Origin of the sequence: Dyadobacter frigoris (assembly GCF_005280585.1) — a bacterium.
In the GTDB taxonomy this organism is placed as follows: Bacteria; Bacteroidota; Bacteroidia; order Cytophagales; family Spirosomataceae; genus Dyadobacter; species Dyadobacter frigoris.
In genome coordinates this window covers 132606-151661 of the sequence record NZ_SZVO01000002.1, presented here as the reverse complement: position 1 = coordinate 151661, position 19056 = coordinate 132606, and the positions used below count along the sequence as shown (strand labels likewise).

General features: G+C 38.5%; 20 protein-coding genes. 13 read left to right on the top strand and 7 right to left on the bottom strand.

The features are described from left to right. Positions 1–5 precede the first annotated feature (5 nt). Positions 6–668, bottom strand: a complete 663-nt coding sequence (locus FDK13_RS04425; RefSeq protein ID WP_137338783.1) for a porin family protein — start codon at positions 666–668, stop codon at positions 6–8. A 374-nt stretch (positions 669–1042) separates the two neighbouring features. Between FDK13_RS04425 and leuS the strand changes: the two genes are divergently transcribed. Beyond that, on the top strand, positions 1043–3868 hold the full coding sequence (gene leuS / locus FDK13_RS04420; RefSeq protein ID WP_137338782.1) for a leucine--tRNA ligase: 2826 nt from the start codon (positions 1043–1045) through the stop codon (positions 3866–3868). A gap of 86 nt (positions 3869–3954) precedes the next feature. Here the strand turns inward: leuS and FDK13_RS04415 are convergent, their stop codons facing one another. Both FDK13_RS04415 and FDK13_RS04410 read right to left on the bottom strand, forming a co-directional pair. Next, the gene (locus FDK13_RS04415) at positions 3955–4335 is read right to left on the bottom strand and encodes a T9SS type A sorting domain-containing protein (RefSeq protein WP_137338781.1); all 381 of its coding nucleotides are present in this window, start codon (positions 4333–4335) and stop codon (positions 3955–3957) included. Between the two features lie 379 nt (positions 4336–4714). Continuing rightward, positions 4715–4969, bottom strand: a complete 255-nt coding sequence (locus tag FDK13_RS04410) for a helix-turn-helix domain-containing protein (RefSeq protein ID WP_137338780.1) — start codon at positions 4967–4969, stop codon at positions 4715–4717. A gap of 259 nt (positions 4970–5228) precedes the next feature. On the opposite strand from FDK13_RS04410, the gene FDK13_RS04405 reads away from it, so the two are divergent. From FDK13_RS04405 to FDK13_RS04390, 4 genes are all read left to right on the top strand, one after another. After that, entirely contained in the window at positions 5229–6032 is an 804-nt protein-coding gene (locus tag FDK13_RS04405) for a glycoside hydrolase family 25 protein (RefSeq protein WP_137338779.1), read from the top strand. A gap of 281 nt (positions 6033–6313) precedes the next feature. Next, positions 6314–7051, top strand: coding sequence for a CPBP family intramembrane glutamic endopeptidase (locus FDK13_RS04400; protein ID WP_137338778.1), 738 nt, complete (start codon positions 6314–6316; stop codon positions 7049–7051). Between the two features lie 76 nt (positions 7052–7127). Beyond that, entirely contained in the window at positions 7128–7607 is a 480-nt protein-coding gene (locus FDK13_RS04395) for a CPBP family intramembrane glutamic endopeptidase (protein WP_170982708.1), read from the top strand. Between the two features lie 12 nt (positions 7608–7619). Next, positions 7620–8027 carry a hypothetical protein gene (locus FDK13_RS04390; protein WP_137338776.1) on the top strand — a complete coding sequence of 136 codons (408 nt, stop codon included), beginning with the start codon at positions 7620–7622 and terminating at the stop codon, positions 8025–8027. 469 nt (positions 8028–8496) lie between these two features. Here the strand turns inward: FDK13_RS04390 and FDK13_RS04380 are convergent, their stop codons facing one another. Next, positions 8497–9279 (bottom strand): LytR/AlgR family response regulator transcription factor, encoded by a 783-nt coding sequence (locus FDK13_RS04380; protein ID WP_137338774.1) that lies wholly within the window; start codon positions 9277–9279, stop codon positions 8497–8499. A 316-nt stretch (positions 9280–9595) separates the two neighbouring features. Here FDK13_RS04380 and FDK13_RS04375 point away from each other — a divergent pair, with 316 nt between their 5' ends. From FDK13_RS04375 to FDK13_RS04340, 8 genes are all read left to right on the top strand, one after another. Further along, positions 9596–9910: an HTH domain-containing protein gene (locus FDK13_RS04375; protein ID WP_137338773.1), complete on the top strand. Its 315-nt coding sequence runs from the start codon at positions 9596–9598 to the stop codon at positions 9908–9910. Positions 9911–9916: 6 nt separating this feature from the next. Then, positions 9917–10471 (top strand): CPBP family intramembrane glutamic endopeptidase, encoded by a 555-nt coding sequence (locus FDK13_RS04370; RefSeq protein WP_137338772.1) that lies wholly within the window; start codon positions 9917–9919, stop codon positions 10469–10471. A gap of 153 nt (positions 10472–10624) precedes the next feature. Continuing rightward, positions 10625–10813 carry a hypothetical protein gene (locus FDK13_RS04365; RefSeq protein ID WP_137338771.1) on the top strand — a complete coding sequence of 63 codons (189 nt, stop codon included), beginning with the start codon at positions 10625–10627 and terminating at the stop codon, positions 10811–10813. A gap of 23 nt (positions 10814–10836) precedes the next feature. After that, the gene (locus FDK13_RS04360; RefSeq protein ID WP_137338770.1) at positions 10837–11046 is read left to right on the top strand and encodes a hypothetical protein; all 210 of its coding nucleotides are present in this window, start codon (positions 10837–10839) and stop codon (positions 11044–11046) included. Positions 11047–11089: 43 nt separating this feature from the next. Then, a complete protein-coding gene (locus FDK13_RS04355; RefSeq protein ID WP_137338769.1) occupies positions 11090–11836 on the top strand; it encodes a CPBP family glutamic-type intramembrane protease in 747 nt (248 codons plus the stop codon). Positions 11837–11859: 23 nt separating this feature from the next. Next, positions 11860–14040, top strand: a complete 2181-nt coding sequence (locus FDK13_RS04350) for a peptidase domain-containing ABC transporter (protein WP_229215899.1) — start codon at positions 11860–11862, stop codon at positions 14038–14040. Positions 14041–14053: 13 nt separating this feature from the next. Next, positions 14054–15217 carry an HlyD family secretion protein gene (locus FDK13_RS04345; protein WP_137338767.1) on the top strand — a complete coding sequence of 388 codons (1164 nt, stop codon included), beginning with the start codon at positions 14054–14056 and terminating at the stop codon, positions 15215–15217. A gap of 88 nt (positions 15218–15305) precedes the next feature. Further along, on the top strand, positions 15306–16022 hold the full coding sequence (locus FDK13_RS04340; protein WP_137338766.1) for a hypothetical protein: 717 nt from the start codon (positions 15306–15308) through the stop codon (positions 16020–16022). A gap of 64 nt (positions 16023–16086) precedes the next feature. Here FDK13_RS04340 and FDK13_RS04335 read toward each other — a convergent pair whose 3' ends face one another. From FDK13_RS04335 to FDK13_RS04325, 3 genes are all read right to left on the bottom strand, one after another. Next, a complete protein-coding gene (locus FDK13_RS04335) occupies positions 16087–17145 on the bottom strand; it encodes an agmatine deiminase family protein (protein ID WP_137338765.1) in 1059 nt (352 codons plus the stop codon). A 188-nt stretch (positions 17146–17333) separates the two neighbouring features. Then, entirely contained in the window at positions 17334–17930 is a 597-nt protein-coding gene (locus FDK13_RS04330) for a hypothetical protein (protein WP_137338764.1), read from the bottom strand. Between the two features lie 13 nt (positions 17931–17943). Next, entirely contained in the window at positions 17944–19038 is a 1095-nt protein-coding gene (locus FDK13_RS04325) for an AEC family transporter (protein ID WP_137338763.1), read from the bottom strand. Between the last annotated feature and the right edge of the window lie 18 nt (positions 19039–19056).

Below are 19056 nucleotides of genomic sequence, written 5' to 3'. Positions count from 1 at the left end.
TCATATCAGAAAATTGCAAAGCCCAAAGTTGCCTGGAACAAATTGCTTTTTTTGCCGAATTGAGATGCAGTCGTTGCGTTATTGTAATTGATTTTAACAATATCGTTGAAATTTCCTTCATAACGCACATCCAGACTTAAACGTCCGAAGTCAAAGCCTACACCAGCCTGGTAACCAAAAGCAAGTTTGTCATTAAATTCAGCTTTTGAATCCGATTTTGTAGCGTCATTAAAGGAATCATTAAGTTTTCCGTTGCTCGACAATCTGTAAGAAGCCATTGGACCGGCATTGATACGGAAGAATTTGGCAATGCGTACACCGAAAAGTACCGGTACATCCAGATTGGAAAATCTTACATCAACTTTACCGTCATTCACTGAATTGTCAAAGTCGAATTTTGCACCTTTCTGAGAAAGCATTAGCTCTGGCTGAATATAAAAATTACGTCCGAAACGGAAAAATACCCCGCCTGCAAAACCAAGCGTCCGATCAGAATTATCTTTGAAATTAAAGGCACTGGTACCTGATCCTAAAGCCAGGTCATTACCATTAACATTAGATAAATTAGCACCTGCTTTGATACCAAACCGAAAAGCCGGATCATATTGTGCTGAGGCGGAAAAACTGATTCCAATTGCGCAAAGTGCTATTAATAATACCTTTTTCATAATCTGTTCTAATTAATTGATGAACTATAATTGGTTTTTATAATGAAGTATAAAAAAGCTATGCCCTTGCCATAACAACATTTCAGACTTAAAATGTGTGCATTTGTTTCTACAAGGCCTATTGTAAGTTTTGGCCTGGCGCTTTTTCTGAAAATCAGTCATTATACAAGGAAATATCAATTCGGTCACAATTAAAATAGGAACAAAACAAGATGCGGAAGTTGTAAGGCATTAATAGTCATGAAATTTAAGCCCGGTTTCGAAACTTAAAATTGATATGAATTGAGGTAAAAGAAGGACGAATACAATCAAAAACGCTATTTTTGCGGGCTGTAAAGGGCAAAGTTAATTTTAGACTAAATTGTTGAGAAAGAATGAGTGAATATAGTCATCGGGAAATCGAAAAGAAATGGCAGAATTTTTGGGAAGCCAATGAGGTTTATCGTGTACAAAATGCGTCAGATCTTCCCAAGTATTATGTTTTGGATATGTTTCCGTATCCTTCCGGTGCCGGCTTGCACGTAGGTCATCCGCTTGGATATATCGCTTCTGATATTTATTCACGGTACAAACGCCTGAAAGGATTCAACGTTTTGCACCCGATGGGTTTCGATAGTTTCGGCCTTCCGGCTGAGCAATATGCTATCCAGACTGGTCAGCATCCGGCAATTACTACGGAACAAAATATTACCCGATATATTGAACAATTAAAAAATCTGGGTTTTAGCTATGACTGGAGCCGTGAAGTACGTACTTCTGACCCGTCATATTATAAATGGACACAATGGATTTTTACCGAACTTTTTGAAAGCTGGTATAATAATGACGCGCAAAAAGCAGAAAGAATTGAAACGCTTGTTGCCATATTTGAAAAAGACGGTAATCAAAGTGTAAATGCTGCTTGTGATGAAGATATTCCTTCTTTCACGGCTGAAGAATGGAATTCCTGGTCGGAAGAAGAACAATATAAGATTACGCTGAAATACAGAATTACTTATGTAGCGGATGCTACCGTGAACTGGTGTCCTGGTTTAGGTTCTGTTTTATCAAATGATGAAGTAAAAGATGGTGTTTCGGAACGTGGCGGATTTCCGGTAATCCAGAAACTGATGCGTCAGTGGATGATGCGGATTACTGCTTATTCGCAACGACTTTTGGATGGACTTGATCAGGTAGATTGGACGGAATCTTTGAAGGAACAGCAAAGAAACTGGATCGGTCGTTCGGTTGGGGCTTTGGTTAAATTTCCTGTTGCAACTTCCAAAGAAGGCGCTGCGGGTGAAGAAATCATCACGGTTTTCACAACACGTGTTGATACGATTTACGGAGTTTCCTTTATGGTTATCGCGCCGGAACATGAACTTGTGGACGTAATTACCACGCCTGAGCAAAGAGCGGATATTGATGCTTACATCGATTTGACCAAAAAACGTTCGGAACGTGATCGTACCAGTGATGTAAAAACGGTTTCTGGTGCTTTCACAGGTGCTTATGCGATAAATCCTTTTAACGATGAAAAAATCCCTGTTTATATAGCGGATTATGTTTTGGCAGGTTATGGAACAGGTGCGGTTATGGCGGTTCCGTCGGGTGATCAACGTGACTGGAATTTTGCAAAACATTTCGATTTGCCTGTTATCCCAATTCTTGATTCTCAAAAGGATATGGAAGTTCAGTCTGATAATACCAAGGAAGGGAAATATATCAATTCCGGTATGATCGACGGGCTTACTTTCCATGAGGCCAATAAAGTTTTGGTGCAGTGGCTGGAAGAAAAAGGTGTCGGCAAAGGAAAAATTAATTATCGTTTGCGTGATGCCGTTTTCAGTCGTCAGCGGTATTGGGGAGAACCTGTGCCTGTGTTCTATAAAAATGACAGCACCGGAGAACCTTTACCATATTTGTTGAAAGAAGAAGAATTGCCGCTGAATTTGCCGGCAGTTGACAAATATTTACCAACAGAAACCGGTGAGCCGCCGTTAGGACGCGCAGCTGGTTGGGCGCATGGCAGTGGAAACGGATACGAACTTAGTACCATGCCGGGTTGGGCGGGAAGCAGCTGGTATTGGTACCGCTATATGGATGCGAAAAATGAAAATGAGTTTGCATCCAAAGAAGCGATCGATTATTGGAGAAATGTAGATTTGTATATCGGTGGAACGGAACATGCAACGGGGCATTTGTTGTACAGCCGTTTTTGGAATAAATTCCTGAAAGACAGAGGTTTTGTACCGGAAGAAGAACCGTTCAAAAAACTGATTAATCAAGGCATGATCCAGGGGCGAAGCAGTTTTGTGTATCGTGTAAAAAGTGATGAATACAGCAAACCTGTTTTTGTAAGCGCTGGTTTGAGATCTCAATATGAGGTTTCTGCCTTACACGTGGATGTAAATATCGTTGAAAATGATATTCTGGATATTGAAAAATTTAAAGCCTCACGACTTGATATAGCCGGAGAAAATGCTGAATTCATTCTGGAAGACGGGAAATATCATTGCGGTGTTGAGGTTGAGAAAATGTCAAAATCCAAGTTCAATGTTGTAAACCCGGATGATATCGTTACCAAATACGGAGCCGATACCTTGCGTCTTTACGAAATGTTCCTGGGGCCGTTGGAACAGGCAAAACCATGGAATACAAACGGTATCGATGGTACTTACCGTTTCATCCGTAAATTCTGGCGTTTATTTTACAATGATCAGGGACAATGGCTTGTAAAAGACGAGCCGGCGAAACCGGAAGAATTGCGTGTTTTGCACAAAACGATCAAGAAAATTGAAGAAGATATTGAACACTTTTCTTTCAATACCGGTGTAAGTGCATTTATGATGTGTGTGAATGAACTGGGAAGTTTGAAATGCAATAAGAGAGCGATTTTGCAGGAACTTGTGATCCTGATTTCTCCTTACGCACCGCATTTGAGCGAAGAACTTTGGGATGCATTAGGGAACGAAAAAGGAACAGTTTCAAAAGCTGCTTTTCCAAAATGGGAACAGCAATACGTTGTAGATGCAATCTTTGAATATCCGATCCAGATTAACGGAAAGGTGCGTGTGACTTTGCCATTTGCACTGGATACCGCAGCAACGGAAATTGAAAAAGAAGTGCTCGCCAACGAAATTGTAATCAAATGGCTTGACGGAGCTACACCCAAAAAAGTGATCGTAGTTCCTAAACGTATAGTGAACGTAGTTATGTAAGAAAAGAGTAACGACGTGAAAATAAGAAAGCAGGAATTATGGCCACCGTGTCATTTAATTCCTGCTTTCATTTTTCATTCCAAATTCTAGTTAACAGTAACAGCACGTTCCGTAGTTTTTTCGGTTAATTGTAAAACTTTGGTTTGTTTTTCTCCTTTGCTCGAAATTTCAAGGATATAGTCCCCACTTTTTAATTCATTTACATCAATTTCACGTCTTAGCTTTTTGGCATTTCTACCGGCAGTTTCGCTGTAAATAATTTTGCCTTTTGAATCCTGAAGAAGGATCGCTGTGCTGGCATTGTTGTATTTGTCAATGTTGATTTTAATTTTTCCATCTTTGGAAGCATAAATACCGGAATCGAATCCTGTTACTTTTTTTACCTCTTTGTCTTCTGCGTTTGCAGAGAAAATTGTAGTTATGGCTAGTAAAATTGTGATAATTGCGGAATTGAATGAAGTTTTCATGGCTAATAGTATTTAAAGGTTTATGATGTGTTGTTCTTAAAGAACATGATAAAGGTAAGTGTTATGCTAGGTACTATGCAATGCAAAGTACATAAGCGGCCTGATATTTCGATGAATGGCGAAATTGCAGGATCTTAATATTAGAAGTGGAAATAATTCAAAAATCCGGTTATAAAAACAATAATTGTTTCTAAAACCGGATTTAAGTGTGTGTAAAATGGTAAAGTAGTGTTAATAAAGTTTGTTGATGAAGTGTTTAAAAAGTGTGTGTAAAAGGTATGCTTTAATTAATGGTGTGTATAATGTGTTTTTAAAACAGTTTCCTTAAATTCCTTATGTAGACGTTACTTTAATAAAAGCGTCACACAAGAAATAGAATTTATTTTAAGACGTTTTCTTCCCACGACAATAATTCTGTAAGTGACATGCCGAAAAATTTTGCAATCTCTGATGCTCTTCCGATGGTCAGGTTTGTATCTCCGGTTTCTATTTTGCTGTATGCCGTCTGACTAAGACCGATTTCACGGGCAATGATTTCCTGTTTGTAACCGCGTAAATGGCGAAGTTTTCTAATTCTCCTTCCGATGGTTTCAAGATTTTCTTCTTTCATGTCCGTCTTATTTGTATTATCCATACCCAGAATTATATATGCTACATTTGATTAGACTAACCGGATTTTAATGGGTCACTCTTAAAAATCAGAAAACGATGTTATTTTAGCTTGTTTTGCTCTGGTAACCGGAATATGATTAGAATATTCAATATTTGATTGAAAAACATCTAAAAAGTAGGTGACCTTCTACCATGTTTTGACGTAACCCAGGAGGTGTTATACTTTTTCAACGACTGCAAGACAGAAAATCATTCCTATCTTTTCGTACTTTTACCGGCGTATGACAAAAAAGAAAGTGCGAAGTATCACAGTGGGTAAGCCCGACTATCTGAAACCATTGCCTCTGAAAGGCTGGGCGATCATAGCAGGAATTGTTTTGCTGATTGGTGGTTTGGTGTGGTGGAATGATAGCAAGGACGAAAATCGCTGGACTTATATTGCAAAATTCGGGATCAAACTTCCGCTAAAATATGCGGTACATGGTATTGATGTTTCGCATCATAATGCGCGTATCAACTGGGATAAATTAAAAAATTCGCGGACGGACGAGGTCGGGATAGACTTTGTGTATATAAAAGCCACCGAAGGAGCCACGCACCTGGACCGGGAATTTCAGCGTAACTGGAAGGAAGCAAAGCGTGTAGGTATGAAACGGGGCGCTTACCATTTTTACAATCCACGCGTAATGTCCGACAGGCAGGTGGACAATTTTATCGGGCAGGTGCAATTGCTTCCCGGGGACCTCCCGCCTGTGCTTGACCTTGAAACAGACGCCAGAAAGCCAAACGATATCATCGTCAAAGGCGTCCGTAACTGGCTCGTGCTGATTGAAAAACACTATGGTGTGCGACCGATTATTTATGTGAACGAACATTTTTACAAAAAATACATTGCCGGAAACTTCGATGATTATCCGCTCTGGCTGGCCGGTTATTCAAGAAATCACATTGACGACCCTGCTTCCGATGCACACGTTCTTTTCTGGCAGCATAGCGAAAAAGGCTGGGCGGACGGGATTCGTGGTTTTGTGGATTATAATGTTTTTCTGCATGAGCCGGAGGATTGGGCCGGGTTAGGGGAGTAGTTTTCTGCTTTTCTGCTTTTCAATTTTCTTCGGTTTTAAAATTTTGCTCCCTTTCTTGTAGATTAATATCGTCGAATTTTAGCGGCGATATTACGGTGGTTTTCTTATCTTCTTCTCAATTTCTGGCTTTTCTGCCAGCGGAATTTCAGTATAATCGATATAGGAATATTTTAATCAATCTTTGATTAAAATAGTGTAGAACAGGGTAATAAGATTTCGGGGAGAGTTTTTACATTGCGGTGCGAATTTTTTAGGTACGGTCCGTTAGGGTCACTATACACATGATAAAAATTTTATTCGAATTTTCCCGAAATCCTTATTCATCTTTTGGCAAAGGTCAAGGCGAAACAGTGCCAGGAAAACTTGACTTCGTGAAGAGGGCAGTATTTTTCTGTATCGGTTCTTCATTTGTAGTTTTAATAGGAGTCATATTTTTGATCGAAATGCCGCTTAAACTTTTACTTAACATCTCCGTTTTGGAAAACCTGGCACACAACAGGCAAGCATTTCGTGAATCTACGACTCCTGTGCGCGCAGTTTTAGATATTTGCCTGGTCGGGCCTTTTATCGAGGAAGGTGTTTTTCGGCTTATGCTCTTGCTGGAATCGCGTTATTTACAACTAATCTCAGTTTTTTTGCTGATTGACACAATCACGAAATTCCATCGGTTTTACTTCTCTTCTTTTCAATATGAGGTTATTGTCGTATCAATTTTGGTTATGCTGTTTTTTTATAATCATATTTCAATCCGGTCAGAGACGCCCGTGTTACCAAAGGAGTTTTACAATTATGCATGCTGGTTTTCGATCATCACTTTTGGCCTGGTTCATATCAGAAATTTTGCGCCCATTGACGGATCTATCCTCTTTCTTTATCCGTTTTATGTCTTACCTCAGCTTGTTTACGGTGTTGTCCTGAGTTACACAGCGCTAAAATACAAGTCAATCGTTTGGCCCTTTCTCATTCACGCCGGCATAAATTCCTCAGCGGAAGTGATGCGCGTACTGACCAGTAATTGATATGGCTCATGCTTACGTACTTTTTTTACATTTTGTCGCCTTTGTGAGAAATCCCAATAACCCGGATTACCCCACTATGACTGACAATAAAAAGCTGATCGATGTTGGAATTTATATATCTATTCTCGCTTTTATAGCAGGGGAATTACTATGGTATCCCGTGAAGCTTGCAGAGAAACTGGAATGGTATAATCCACTTATAGAACTTGATAATGGCCAACGGATTTTGATTACTGTTGTCTCAGCCGTTGCTATTGCGCCGTTTGTAGAAGAAGCCATGTTCCGGTTTCCGTTGGGTTATGTGAGGGTCAAGTCCTATTTCAAATGGGTTTATTATTTATCGGCGGTTCTTTTTGGCTGGATTCATATTATCACGTATGCCTTTGATAGCAGTCATTATTTGTTTGTTCCACTAATCACGCTGCCTCAAACTTTGATGGGCTTTTTGCTGGGTTATGTCCGAATGATCTACGGATTCTGGTATGGCGTATTGTTACACGCCGTTTACAACGCCCTTGCTTTACTTTGGATCTACAATGTTGGTTTTGACTTTTAACACACATACAGTATGCTATCTTTTTCCTATAAAAAAATCGGCTATTTATTAATCGTTATCGCCGTTATAGCTTTGTTGTCAACACTCATTCCGGCCTTTTCCCATTTTAAAATGGATGTAAAATCTTCAAGTGTATTTGGATGTTTTTTGGTGGGAGGGCTTATCGTCGTTACTTTTTCGAAAGAGAAATATGAAACGAATGAAATTGAAACGCTGCGATTAAAATGCTTTTTCAAAGGATTCTTCGCAGCCCTTGCCGGTATTGTAGCGGGTTCCTTAGCGAACTTACTCATCCCCGGAAAAGCTGTTACTGTGGAAAGAGCTATTGGGTATCTGGAAGATAATAGCATATTGAAATTATGCGTGCTTACCCTGATTTTGCATTTGATCTTTTTCCGGAAGGAATTAAAAAAACGCTGATTTTTATTGATTAATCCTTATATCCTGCATCAATATGACTTGGGTAAATCCAAAACAGAAGAAGATTTTTTATAATCTAACTACTTTCTTAGTCGGATTGATAATTGGCCCGGTGGTGAGTAGTCTTATGTTGTTGTCAAGGGTTTTATTGTTTCCATCTTGTATTGATGGGTTTAAAGAAGGAATTATCAAGTTTTTTCCAATTATAATCTATACATCACTATACAAATTATGAACCTGACAAAATACTTTTAGCGCTTTGATCGCCTGCACAGCATGATCGGTAGAAAAGCAACCGGATCTCCTGCTGACTTGGCTGTAAAATTAGATTTATCTGAAAGAGCTGTGTTTGAGTACATACGTGCCATGCGGGAAATGGGTGCACCTATTTCTTTTTGTCCTCATCGAAGAACTTATTATAATGAAAGGGAAGTCCGGTTTAATATGGGGTTTCTAGGAACGTAAATTTTCATACTTTATTTTTTAAAATTTTCATTACGATTTCTCGATAAGTGATTCCAATATGTACTTTTTTTCCGTCAGTTGTGATGATTTGGTTTCCTTCGATTTCACCAATAACGTTTTTACGTAAAATAGAAGAACGACTTACTCGTAAAAAGCGATCTGCTGGAAGTATTTCTTGAATTTTACTCATGGTGACATGTGTAATGATAGTCCTTGAAGGAAGGTGTATTTTAACGTAATCCTTCATTGCCTCTATCAAAACAATTTCGTCAATCACAAGTCTTATCAATTTCTTATCCTCTTTAATTAAAAGAAAGTCATCATTATTGTTTTGTTTTTTTATTGGTTGATAAAGGATTTTAACGGGCTTTTCAGGAATTAAATAGTTAGATGGATAAGTTTGGGACGCCGGTTCCAGTCCTGGCAGTAGTTCGGTTACTTTGTAGACAGCACGAATGAAGCGCTCAAAAGCAATAGGTTTAAGCAGATAATCGGCTACCTGATGGTCAAAACCATCCAGGGCGTACCGCTGATAAGCAGTTACCATAATAATTTGAGGTCGATGCCCTTGTAGGGTGCGGATAAATTCGAAGCCGTTCATTTCCGGCATTTCAACATCAAGAAATACCAGGTCAGGCTTTTTGTCATGAATCTGAAAAAGAGCCTCCAAAGCATTGTCAAACTCACCTGTTATTTCAAGAAATGGTACGCGTGAAACAAATTTTTTGATGACATCACGGGCGTGAGGCTCATCATCAATAATGAAGCACTGTATGTTTTTATTCATGACCTAATTTGATCGGTTGAGCTACACTTCACCCATGTTTTATCGAAAATAGAATTTAATCGGTCGAAGTTATTTTTTTATAAAATTTCAACGGGCTTACTTTGAATACGTAATTATTTCTGTTGGTCACTTATTAAAGCCATTCTCATATGAAACATTTCAATATTTTCTGTCACATGGTGGCGGATTCGGTGTAAATAATTGCTTATATCAATGTGTGATAGTTTGGGTAATCACGCGATTAAGGTAAGCCGAAAATAAATATTAAAGTTTAAAGAAAGGGCTTTTATCGTCAACTACATCTACCTGATAAATTATGAACCTGACAAAATACTTTGAAAGATTTGAACGCCTTCACGGCATGATCCGTAGAAAAGCAACCGGGTCACCTGCTGAACTGGCCGCAAAATTAGATTTATCAGAAAGAGCAGTTTTTGAGTATATACGTGCTATGCGTGAAATGGGTGCGCCTATTGTTTTTTGCCCAATCCGCCGTACTTATTGCTATGAGAGAGAAGTTCAGTTTAGTATCGGATTTAAAGAGTTAAGTAGAGATGAGATAAAAGAAATTGAAGGAGGTACAAATGATAGAGGCGAATTCCTTAAATACAGCGGAGTTAAATTAAATTAGCCGGCAATGATCATTCATTTTAAGTATTTAGTTGGGCATTTTATCCAATTTATAAAAAATCCTAATCATCCTGATTACAAAACTTTGTCTTTTCGCCAAAAATTGACTGACGTTGGGTTGTATTATTTGGTTTTTTCGATTTTGCTTTGTGTATTAATTGGCTCGATGGTCGAATTTCTAAAGGAATTCAGCTTTCTTCATACACTTAAACTAATTGAAAGAAAAGATGTGGTTTTATATCTGATATTTGGTGCCATGATAATAGCACCTCTTGTAGAAGAAGGAATTTTTCGGCTGCAATTAGGCAATTTAAGAAATAAGCCCTATTTTAAATTACTGTTTTATATTTCTGCTTTGCTCTTTGGTTGGATGCATATCTTTAATTTCGAATTTACTTCCTCTCATTATGCATTTATTCCTATCATAACATTGCCTCAAACAGTATTGGGACTAATATTAGGCCATATAAGGATTATTTACGGTTTTTGGTACGGAGTCCTGTTACATTTCTTATACAATACAGTTTTTGTTGGTGCCTATTTTATTTTTGAAATTTTTTAGTACTGCAATTATAGTTCAGTGTGAGGAATTACATTTACGGCGTTATCGAATGAATTTGATGGCCAGCAGAAACATTTGATACATGATTATGTTAGCTAAAATTTAAATTTGGAAATTATGAATTTTAAAACAATTGACTTAGATGTTTACGGAGTGACACAATTGTCCCTTGAAGATCTGCAATGTATTAATGGAGAGTATTCCTGGAATGAGTTCTGTAATGACGCGGGATATCTTGTTGGTTCAGCAGTAGCTTATGCAACAAACGCAACTGATATGGTAAATCGTGCACTTATGGATCATGTAATTAGCAAAACAATAGATGGAGCCCCAAAAAGATAATTTAACTCGTACTGAATATTACTATGAAACAATCGAAAAATATTGAAACATATACTGAAGGCCTAAATATGTTGGATCTAAATGAGCAGTCTAACATTTATGGTGGAGAAGTAATACTGAACGATCCTCAGGCAGTCGGTAATAATGCCTCACAAGTAATGCAATATATTGCTTCGGGCTGGAATAGCTTTTGGTCCGGATTCAATCAAGGATATAAAGAACATAGAAGATGATCAGTGTAGGAAGGAAACTTCCTACACTATTTTAATAATTACAATGATTAAAAATATTATAGGATTTTATTATAATCCATATTCTTATTTCTTTTTAGGGAAGAAGGAAAGGTTTAAAGAAAAAATTCTCTTGCTTAGGAAGGCATTCATTTTATGCTTTTTATCTTCATTCTTTATAGTTCTTATCATAACTTTAATTATTGAATCAATCTTAAAAGCTCAATTTGATCTCTCCATTTCGGAAAATTTGAGAACCAATAGAAATGAATTTAAAATCGTCAATTCTCATTTAGAATCTTTTTTTAAAATTTGTTTATTGGGGCCTTTTGAAGAAGAAGTCTTGTTTAGATTACCATTAATAAAAAAAAACAAATTTTTATTAATGGTGGTTATTCTTGGTTGGATCGATTATCTATTCCCAGAACTCTTTCACTTGAAATTTTTTTCTATTGAGTATAATGTTATTATATTTTTAATCCTTATAGGCTTATTTTTTAACAGCCAAATACCTTTTAAAGCCGAGCTTACAAACCTAGAAAAAGGAAGCTATAATTATTTATGTTGGGTTTTAATACTGGCATTTGGATTTTTTCACATTGGTAATTTTGCTCCATTAAACTGGTATTTAATTTATTTATATCCGATATATGTTCTTCCACAGATTATTTATGGCGTTGTCATGAGTTATTTAACGATCAGGTATAATTCAATATTATGGTCATTTTTATTGCATGTAGCTATTAACTCAACTTCTGAAATCTACCGAATAATAGACTTGCTTATTAATTAATAATTTGAATAAATATAGTAGCATTGACCAAACGCACCCTCCTCAGACAACACGACATCACCGACTGTGGAGCAGCCTGTCTCGCTTCAATAGCTGCACATTATAAATTACTTCTCCCCATAGCTCGAATCCGCCAATATGCAGGCACGGATCAAAAAGGAACCAATATGCTTGGTCTGATTGAAGCGGCACAAAAACTAGGATTTCAGGCAAAAGGTGTAAAGGGGACGGTTGAAAGTCTTCCCAAAATTCCGCTTCCTGCTGTTGCCCATGTTATTGTAAAAGGAGGCTTACAACACTATGTTGTTCTATATCAGGTAAATGGCAAAAAAATTACTTACATGGACCCGGGTGATGGAAAATTTCATTCCAAAACCATTGAGGAGTTCAAACAGTTGTGGACGGGTGTATTGATGATATTATTACCGTCAGATGAATTTAAGGCTGGCGATCAGCGAATTCCGACTTTAAATCGGTTCTGGGCTCTTGTCAACCCACACAAAAGTGTCATGATCCAGGCATTATTTGGTGCAGCCGTTGCTACATTACTCGGTTTATCCACCTCCATTTATATCCAAAAAATAACAGATCACGTACTACCCACAGGCAACATCAATCTGTTACGTTTATTGAGTGTCGGTATGCTGTTTATTTTGTTGTTGCAAACCGTAGTTGGCACTATAAAAACCGTTTTTGTTTTCAAAACCGGACAGCAAATAGATGCCCAGCTTATTCTGGGTTATTACAAACATTTGCTGACACTTCCCCAGCAATTTTTTGATACCATGCGTGTCGGAGAAATTATTTCCAGGGTAAATGACGCCGTTAAAATCCGTTCCTTTATCAATGAAACCGTGCTGGATCTGGTCGTTAATGTCTTTATCGTGCTGTTTTCATTTATGCTCATGTTTACATATTACTGGAAACTGGCACTGATCATGCTGGCCATTATTCCGTTTTATGTATTGTTTTATTGGCTTTCCAATCGGGTGAACAAACGTCTGCAAAGGGAACTGATGGAGAATTCCGCTGAGCTGGAAGCCCAGCTCGTAGAATCGCTCAATGCAGCGGCTACCATCAAGCGGTTTGGTATGGAAAGTTACGCCAATTATAAAACGGAAACACGGTTTATCAAGTTGATCCGGACTGTTTCCAGCTCTTTTATGGCTTCCTTGTCTGTTGGGACTGCAAGTGGCGTAGTATCCCAGGGTTTCACAATTGTTTTACTTTGGGTTGGCACTTCCTTTGTCATTAGCAATGAATTGACGGCCGGAGAACTTTTTTCTTTTTACGCGTTGATCGGCTATTTTACCGGACCTGCGGGAAAACTGATCAGTGCAAACCGGACGATACAAGATGCATTGATTGCTGCCGACCGATTGTTTGAGATTATGGATCTTGAAAGGGAAAAGACAGAAAACAAAATTGAGCTTACCAGGGATATGATTGATGATATCCATTTAGAAAAAGTTACCTTCCGATATGGAACCCGGGCAGTTATTTTTGAAAACTTAAATCTGACGATAAAAAAAGAAAAAATTACCGCGATTGTTGGAGAAAGCGGTTCGGGGAAATCTACGCTTATTTCTTTGCTGCAAAATTTATATCCGCTTAAAAATGGCCGCGTAAGAATAGGAGATTACGATATTCAGCATCTGAGCAATGAAAGTTTACGAAGATTGGTCAGCGTAGTTCCGCAGCAAATTCATTTATTCGCAGCAACCGTTCTGGAAAATGTAGCGCTGGGCGAATTTGAGCCGGATGTAAAAAAGATACTTCACTACGCCAGAAAACTTGGTATTCATGAATTTATTGAGGAATTGCCAAATGGATATGCAACAGAACTGACAGAAAATGGAAATAATCTTTCGGGTGGTCAAAGGCAGAGACTGGCAATTTTAAGGGCTCTCTACCGTGAACCGGAAATTATCATTTTTGATGAGGCAACATCGTCTCTTGATACTATTTCTGAACAGTATGTGCAGGATACGATAAGGTCGTTGTGCGCGCTTGGAAGAACCGTTGTGCTTATTGCCCATAGATTGTCTACTATCCGGGATGCAGATGAAATTATCGTTGTTCATAAAGGTAAGGTTATAGAACAGGGTACGCATGAAGAATTGCTTCTGCAAAACGGTCAATATCAGGTATTGTGGAAACAGCAGGGCGTAATATTATCAGAGTCTTCAAATCATTCAGTCTAATCTTTCCTGATTCATGCAACAGCAATTTTTCCCCGCAGACGTTCTGGAAAACAGTATAGAAAATTATTTGCCACGCGTAGCCGTTAGAAGTCAATGGATATATACGATTACTATTTTAGCGGTCATAATGACTTTATTTTCGCTTCCGTTTCTTTACATCGATATTTCCGTACCCAGCAATGGTAATTTAAGAACGAAAAATGAAAAAACAGAGCTTCGGTCTCTTGTCAATGGTGTGATACAAAATGCCCTGGTAAATGAAAATCAGTCAGTAAAAAAGGGAGAAATTTTGTATGAAATTAACTCACAGGAATTATCCACGAAATCTCAATTAAATACTGATCAGCAGGTTGAAAGAACTTCTTTTATTGATGATCTTGAAAAGTTAATTCACCTGAACAAAGTTTCATTATATGACAATCAGACTTTTGGTACATCGCTTTACGCTCAGCAGTTTTTTTCGTTTCAATCTAAAATGCAGGAAAATCTTTTTCATCAGCAAAAGATAAAAAAGGAGCTGGATGCAGACCGGAAGCTTTTTAAGGAAAAGGTTATTGCTATGCGTGAGTTTGATGCAAAAGAGTTTGAGCATACCCAGTTGGTTGCCCAATACGAATCAACTTTTCGTCAGCAAATGGGGCAGTGGCAGTCGGATTTAACAAGTCAGCATACGGCGTTGCAGCAATTGTTGTCGGAGGCTAAACAACTGGAAGAACAGAGGAAAAATTTTACGATTAAAGCGCCAGTTACAGGAACTGTTCAGCAAATCTCAGGTAAATATATTGGTAGTTTTATTCAGGCAGGAGAAACACTGGGTACCATTTCACCTGATGATTCGGTACTGATCGCCGAATGTTACGTTTCACCTCAGAATATAGGTTTGATCAAAAAAGGACAGCGTGTTTTGTTTAGAATAGACGCTTTTAATTATAATGAATGGGGAATGATAAAAGGTAAGGTCACGGATATAGCGCATGATTTTATAGTAATCAATGATCTTCCGGTTTTTAAAGTTAAATGTGTTTTATTACAAAAAAAGATTCAGCTGAAAAATGGCTATGCAGTCTTTCTCTCCAAAGGCCTGAGCTTTCATGCTGAATTTGTCATAACCAGACGAAGTCTTTATCAGCTCATTTATGACAAAGCAGATAATTGGCTGAATCCGAAAAACGTGTAATCCCACCGTTCACTCAATGAGGTAATTCTACGCTTAAAACCTGAAATCCATCTTAATACTTTTGATAAAATTTAAACTTTTATCAAAAATGAAAAACTGCAAACTTGTTGTCATTTTTTTATTGGCTTGTGTGTTAACTTCATGCAGAACTACCGCCATACTGACTGAAACCTTCGAAAGTGATATTATTGGTAGTTTGCCTGTTAAGGATATTCCCGGCGATCCTGCGGGGGATCAAATTACCTATGAAGCGGTACTTAATCCAAGGCTTCGGATCACGACGTCAGCAACAAATACGGGTGAAAAAGCACTTACATTCTCTCAGGCACCGGCTACAGGGCTTGATTCGCGTAATCAATTTGTAGGTTTCCGCGGAAGTCCCACGAGCTTTACGCAGCCTTTGTGGTTCTATTACACAGGAACGGTTACAGGTTACGGAAGCGATCTGATGATGGATATAACGGACGGAACAAGCGTGATTATTGTCCGAATGATTATTACCAATAGCGGTGATGTTACGCTGATGAGAAGTTTGCCTGGTGAGATGGAATGGGTTGGTAATATCCCACCTGGCACAAGCCACACGACGATTATCTCATTAAATATGAATACGAAAAAATACAATCTCACGATCATAAAATCGGGAGGCAATATTATCGCAAAAGATCGGCCGATCGTATTTGGTGATCTGCTGTATTATGCCAATCCTGCCCATCCTTCGATCGATTTCCAGTTTAATGAAAGTACTTTTGAAATGAGGAAATTTATTATCGAATCAGTTAATATCAGCCGAAAGGAACCGTAATGCAAACTCCCCGTTTTAATGATATTTTTTAGATTATTAAAACAGGGAGTTTTATCTTGAATGCTTAAACAGTCGGTTCCTGTTGGCTCAAACAATGAAAACTTCCTTGTCCCCAGATGATTTCAGTAGCTTCCAAAGGAATGATTTTTCTGTCAGGCATTGCTTTTTCCAAAATGTCTATCGCAATCTGATCGTTTGGATTATTGAAAACCGGGACAATAACTCCGGCATTGCACATCAGGAAATTTACATAAGAACCGGGTGTGCGGAAATCGTCGATAATAACCGCTTTCGGCATGGGAATTTCAATGATGTTTAATTGCTTTCCGTTCAACAAACGCATTTCCTTCATCATTTTAAGATTCGTTTGCAAAATCTTGTAATTTTCATCGTTTGGATCGTTTTCTACGGCGGCTATTACGGTATTTTCATTAATAAAACGGGTCGTGTCGTCAATATGTCCGTCGGTATCATCTCCTGCAATTCCGGCTTCAACCCATAAAACCTGATCGATTCCATAATAACCGGAAAGAAATTCTTCAATCTGAGCTTGATTAAGGTGAGAATTCCGGTTTTGGTTTAACAAACAGGATTTGCTGGTTAGCAAACTTCCGGCTCCGTTAAATTCTACCGAGCCGCCTTCCATAATAATTCCGGGCGTAACAAATGGCAAATCCAGATATTTTGCAATAGCTTGCGGCGTACGATTATCATCATCATAAGGCGGATATTTTCCTCCCCACGCGTTGTGTCCCCAGTCCACGATCATTTTTTCCTTCGTTTCCGGATTGATCAGAAATGCAGGTCCGTGATCGCGGCACCAGGCGTCGTTGGTAGGTTTTACAATAAATTCAATTTTGGATAAATCAACCTGGATTTTTTCCAGTTCTCCAATAATGAATTGTTTTAGATTTTCGTCATTGGCAATAATGCCTACATTTTCTGCCTGACTGATCGCCTTGATGAAAGCCAGATATTGCGGATACATTTTAGAAAGCCGGTCGCCCTGCCAGGAAGCATCGTTATGCGGGAAGGTTAACCAGGTAGCGCGATGTGGCTGCCACTCGGCTGGGAAAGTAAATCCTGCTGCTTTTGGTGTGGACGACAAGTGGAATTCTGACACGGTATTAATGCTAAATGTTATTGGAGTAAATTCTATTGACGGTGTAAAGGTCGGAAAGGTTTTTCAAAAATGACAGGCGACGTAAAGAAAGTATATGAGAAGCCTAAGTGATAAAATGAAGAATCCAAAGACACCGCTTTGAAACGGGCTTTGGATTTTTTTCAAAACGTTGGTAAAGAAAATAGGTTTTACTTATCTGAAACAATTACATTTTCAATTAAATAGGAGCCTTCTTCTGTGGTAAGATTGTAGGCTCTTTCAACTTTTCTGGCGTTTGTCTGCACCACACCCACTTTCCAACTGGAAATTTCACCGGTTTCAGGTTCAAAATGATATAAAATATCATTTTTTGAAAGCTGTTTCATGGCTTTGTTTCCTTTGTCGGTTTGTACCTGATGATGTGGCGTGGCTTCCAAAAGAACGGCTGGTACCAGTGGCCAGGTTTCATTTCGCGCCAGCGTTTCGTTTGTGGGACGAAGATAAACGGCTGTCAGTGCTGCATCCGGATTGTAAAATACCTCAACCCCTTTTACCTTTGTTGTAATACTTTTTCCTTTATGGCAAGTCCTGACTTTTTCTCCAACCTTTACCTCACGTATAGGCTTCAGGGTTCCGTCCGCCATGGTCACACTCGCATTCGCGCAAAAGTATTTGTAACGCTTTTTTTCTTTTGCCGAAGTCCCGTCTGCTACTTCCGTTTTTTCACTTTCAGTATTGTTTTCTGACTGCGCTATTGCAGCAAAAGATAACAGGGAAAGAAACGGAATAATTATTTTTTTACGCATAAGAATAGTTGAATCAGGCTTTTGATACTCTGACAAAAACTTTGCTGAACAAATTAGGTAATCCGCCCAAAGCAATCAGTACGACACCAGCAATAATCAGCGTTGTTAAATTTGCAAATAAAGCACCGGTTGACAAAATTCCAAGAATAAGAATTGTTGAAAACGGGAGAGAAAATGCCAGAAGTAACACCGCAAGTTCCATGTCAAAAGTTCTTTTTTCTTTCGCCAGTCCCATCGCATCTTCACGCAAATTGAATGCAGAAATATGAGCCAGAGGCCAGAAACTTGCTGCGCTCAAAGGAATGACGATCGCCAGTAAAACCATGGATTGATCCGTTAAATTTAAAACGTAGATCATACCCGCGCTGATAAGCATGGTAATTCCAGCTCTGAAAAGCAAAATACTTGCCACGATACGTTTTTTGCCTTCTTTAAGCTGAACTGCCAAGCCAATAAATAACAACACAAGCGGCGTCATCATGGCACTGGTTTTATCAAAGATTTCAGTAATTACAAAGGGAAGTGTCGCGTAGTTGATTCCCAAACCCAGAAGGACAAGAGCCAGAATAATTAACACATTAATTGGCTCCTGAAGCATATTGCCAAACAAGCTTTTAAGTTTTCCGCCCAGCTTTGTTTCCGTATCATGACTGTTTTTTAGAAACATGTTCATGGCCAGAATGTAAAGCGAGATCAGTACAAAAAATTTGTTTCCAACATCAGCAAGTGCAGCAATGGCAAGGCTCTTTTCACCCAGGAATTCGGCAATGAAAGGAAAACAGGATAAACCCGGCGCCAATGAAGGAATTAACATCATAAGCGTACGGCCTGTCGGACTATTTTTTTCAATTCCAAAAAGCGCAAAAGCGAGCGGCGCTGAAAAAAACATAAGAAAATTGAAAACCAGTGTGACCAGCGGAATGATGATCATTGATGAATCAATGTCAATCTTCATTAACGAAATAAAGATTGTTGATGGCAAAGCAACAGAAAGAATGATTTCTTTAATACCGTTGGTTTGATCCTTACTTTTAAATTTCCCCCTGAGCAAAAGTCCAAGGCCGATTAATAAAAGTAGGGTGATGGTTTTTTGTAAGGCATCACTCATGATAAATACTTTTTTATT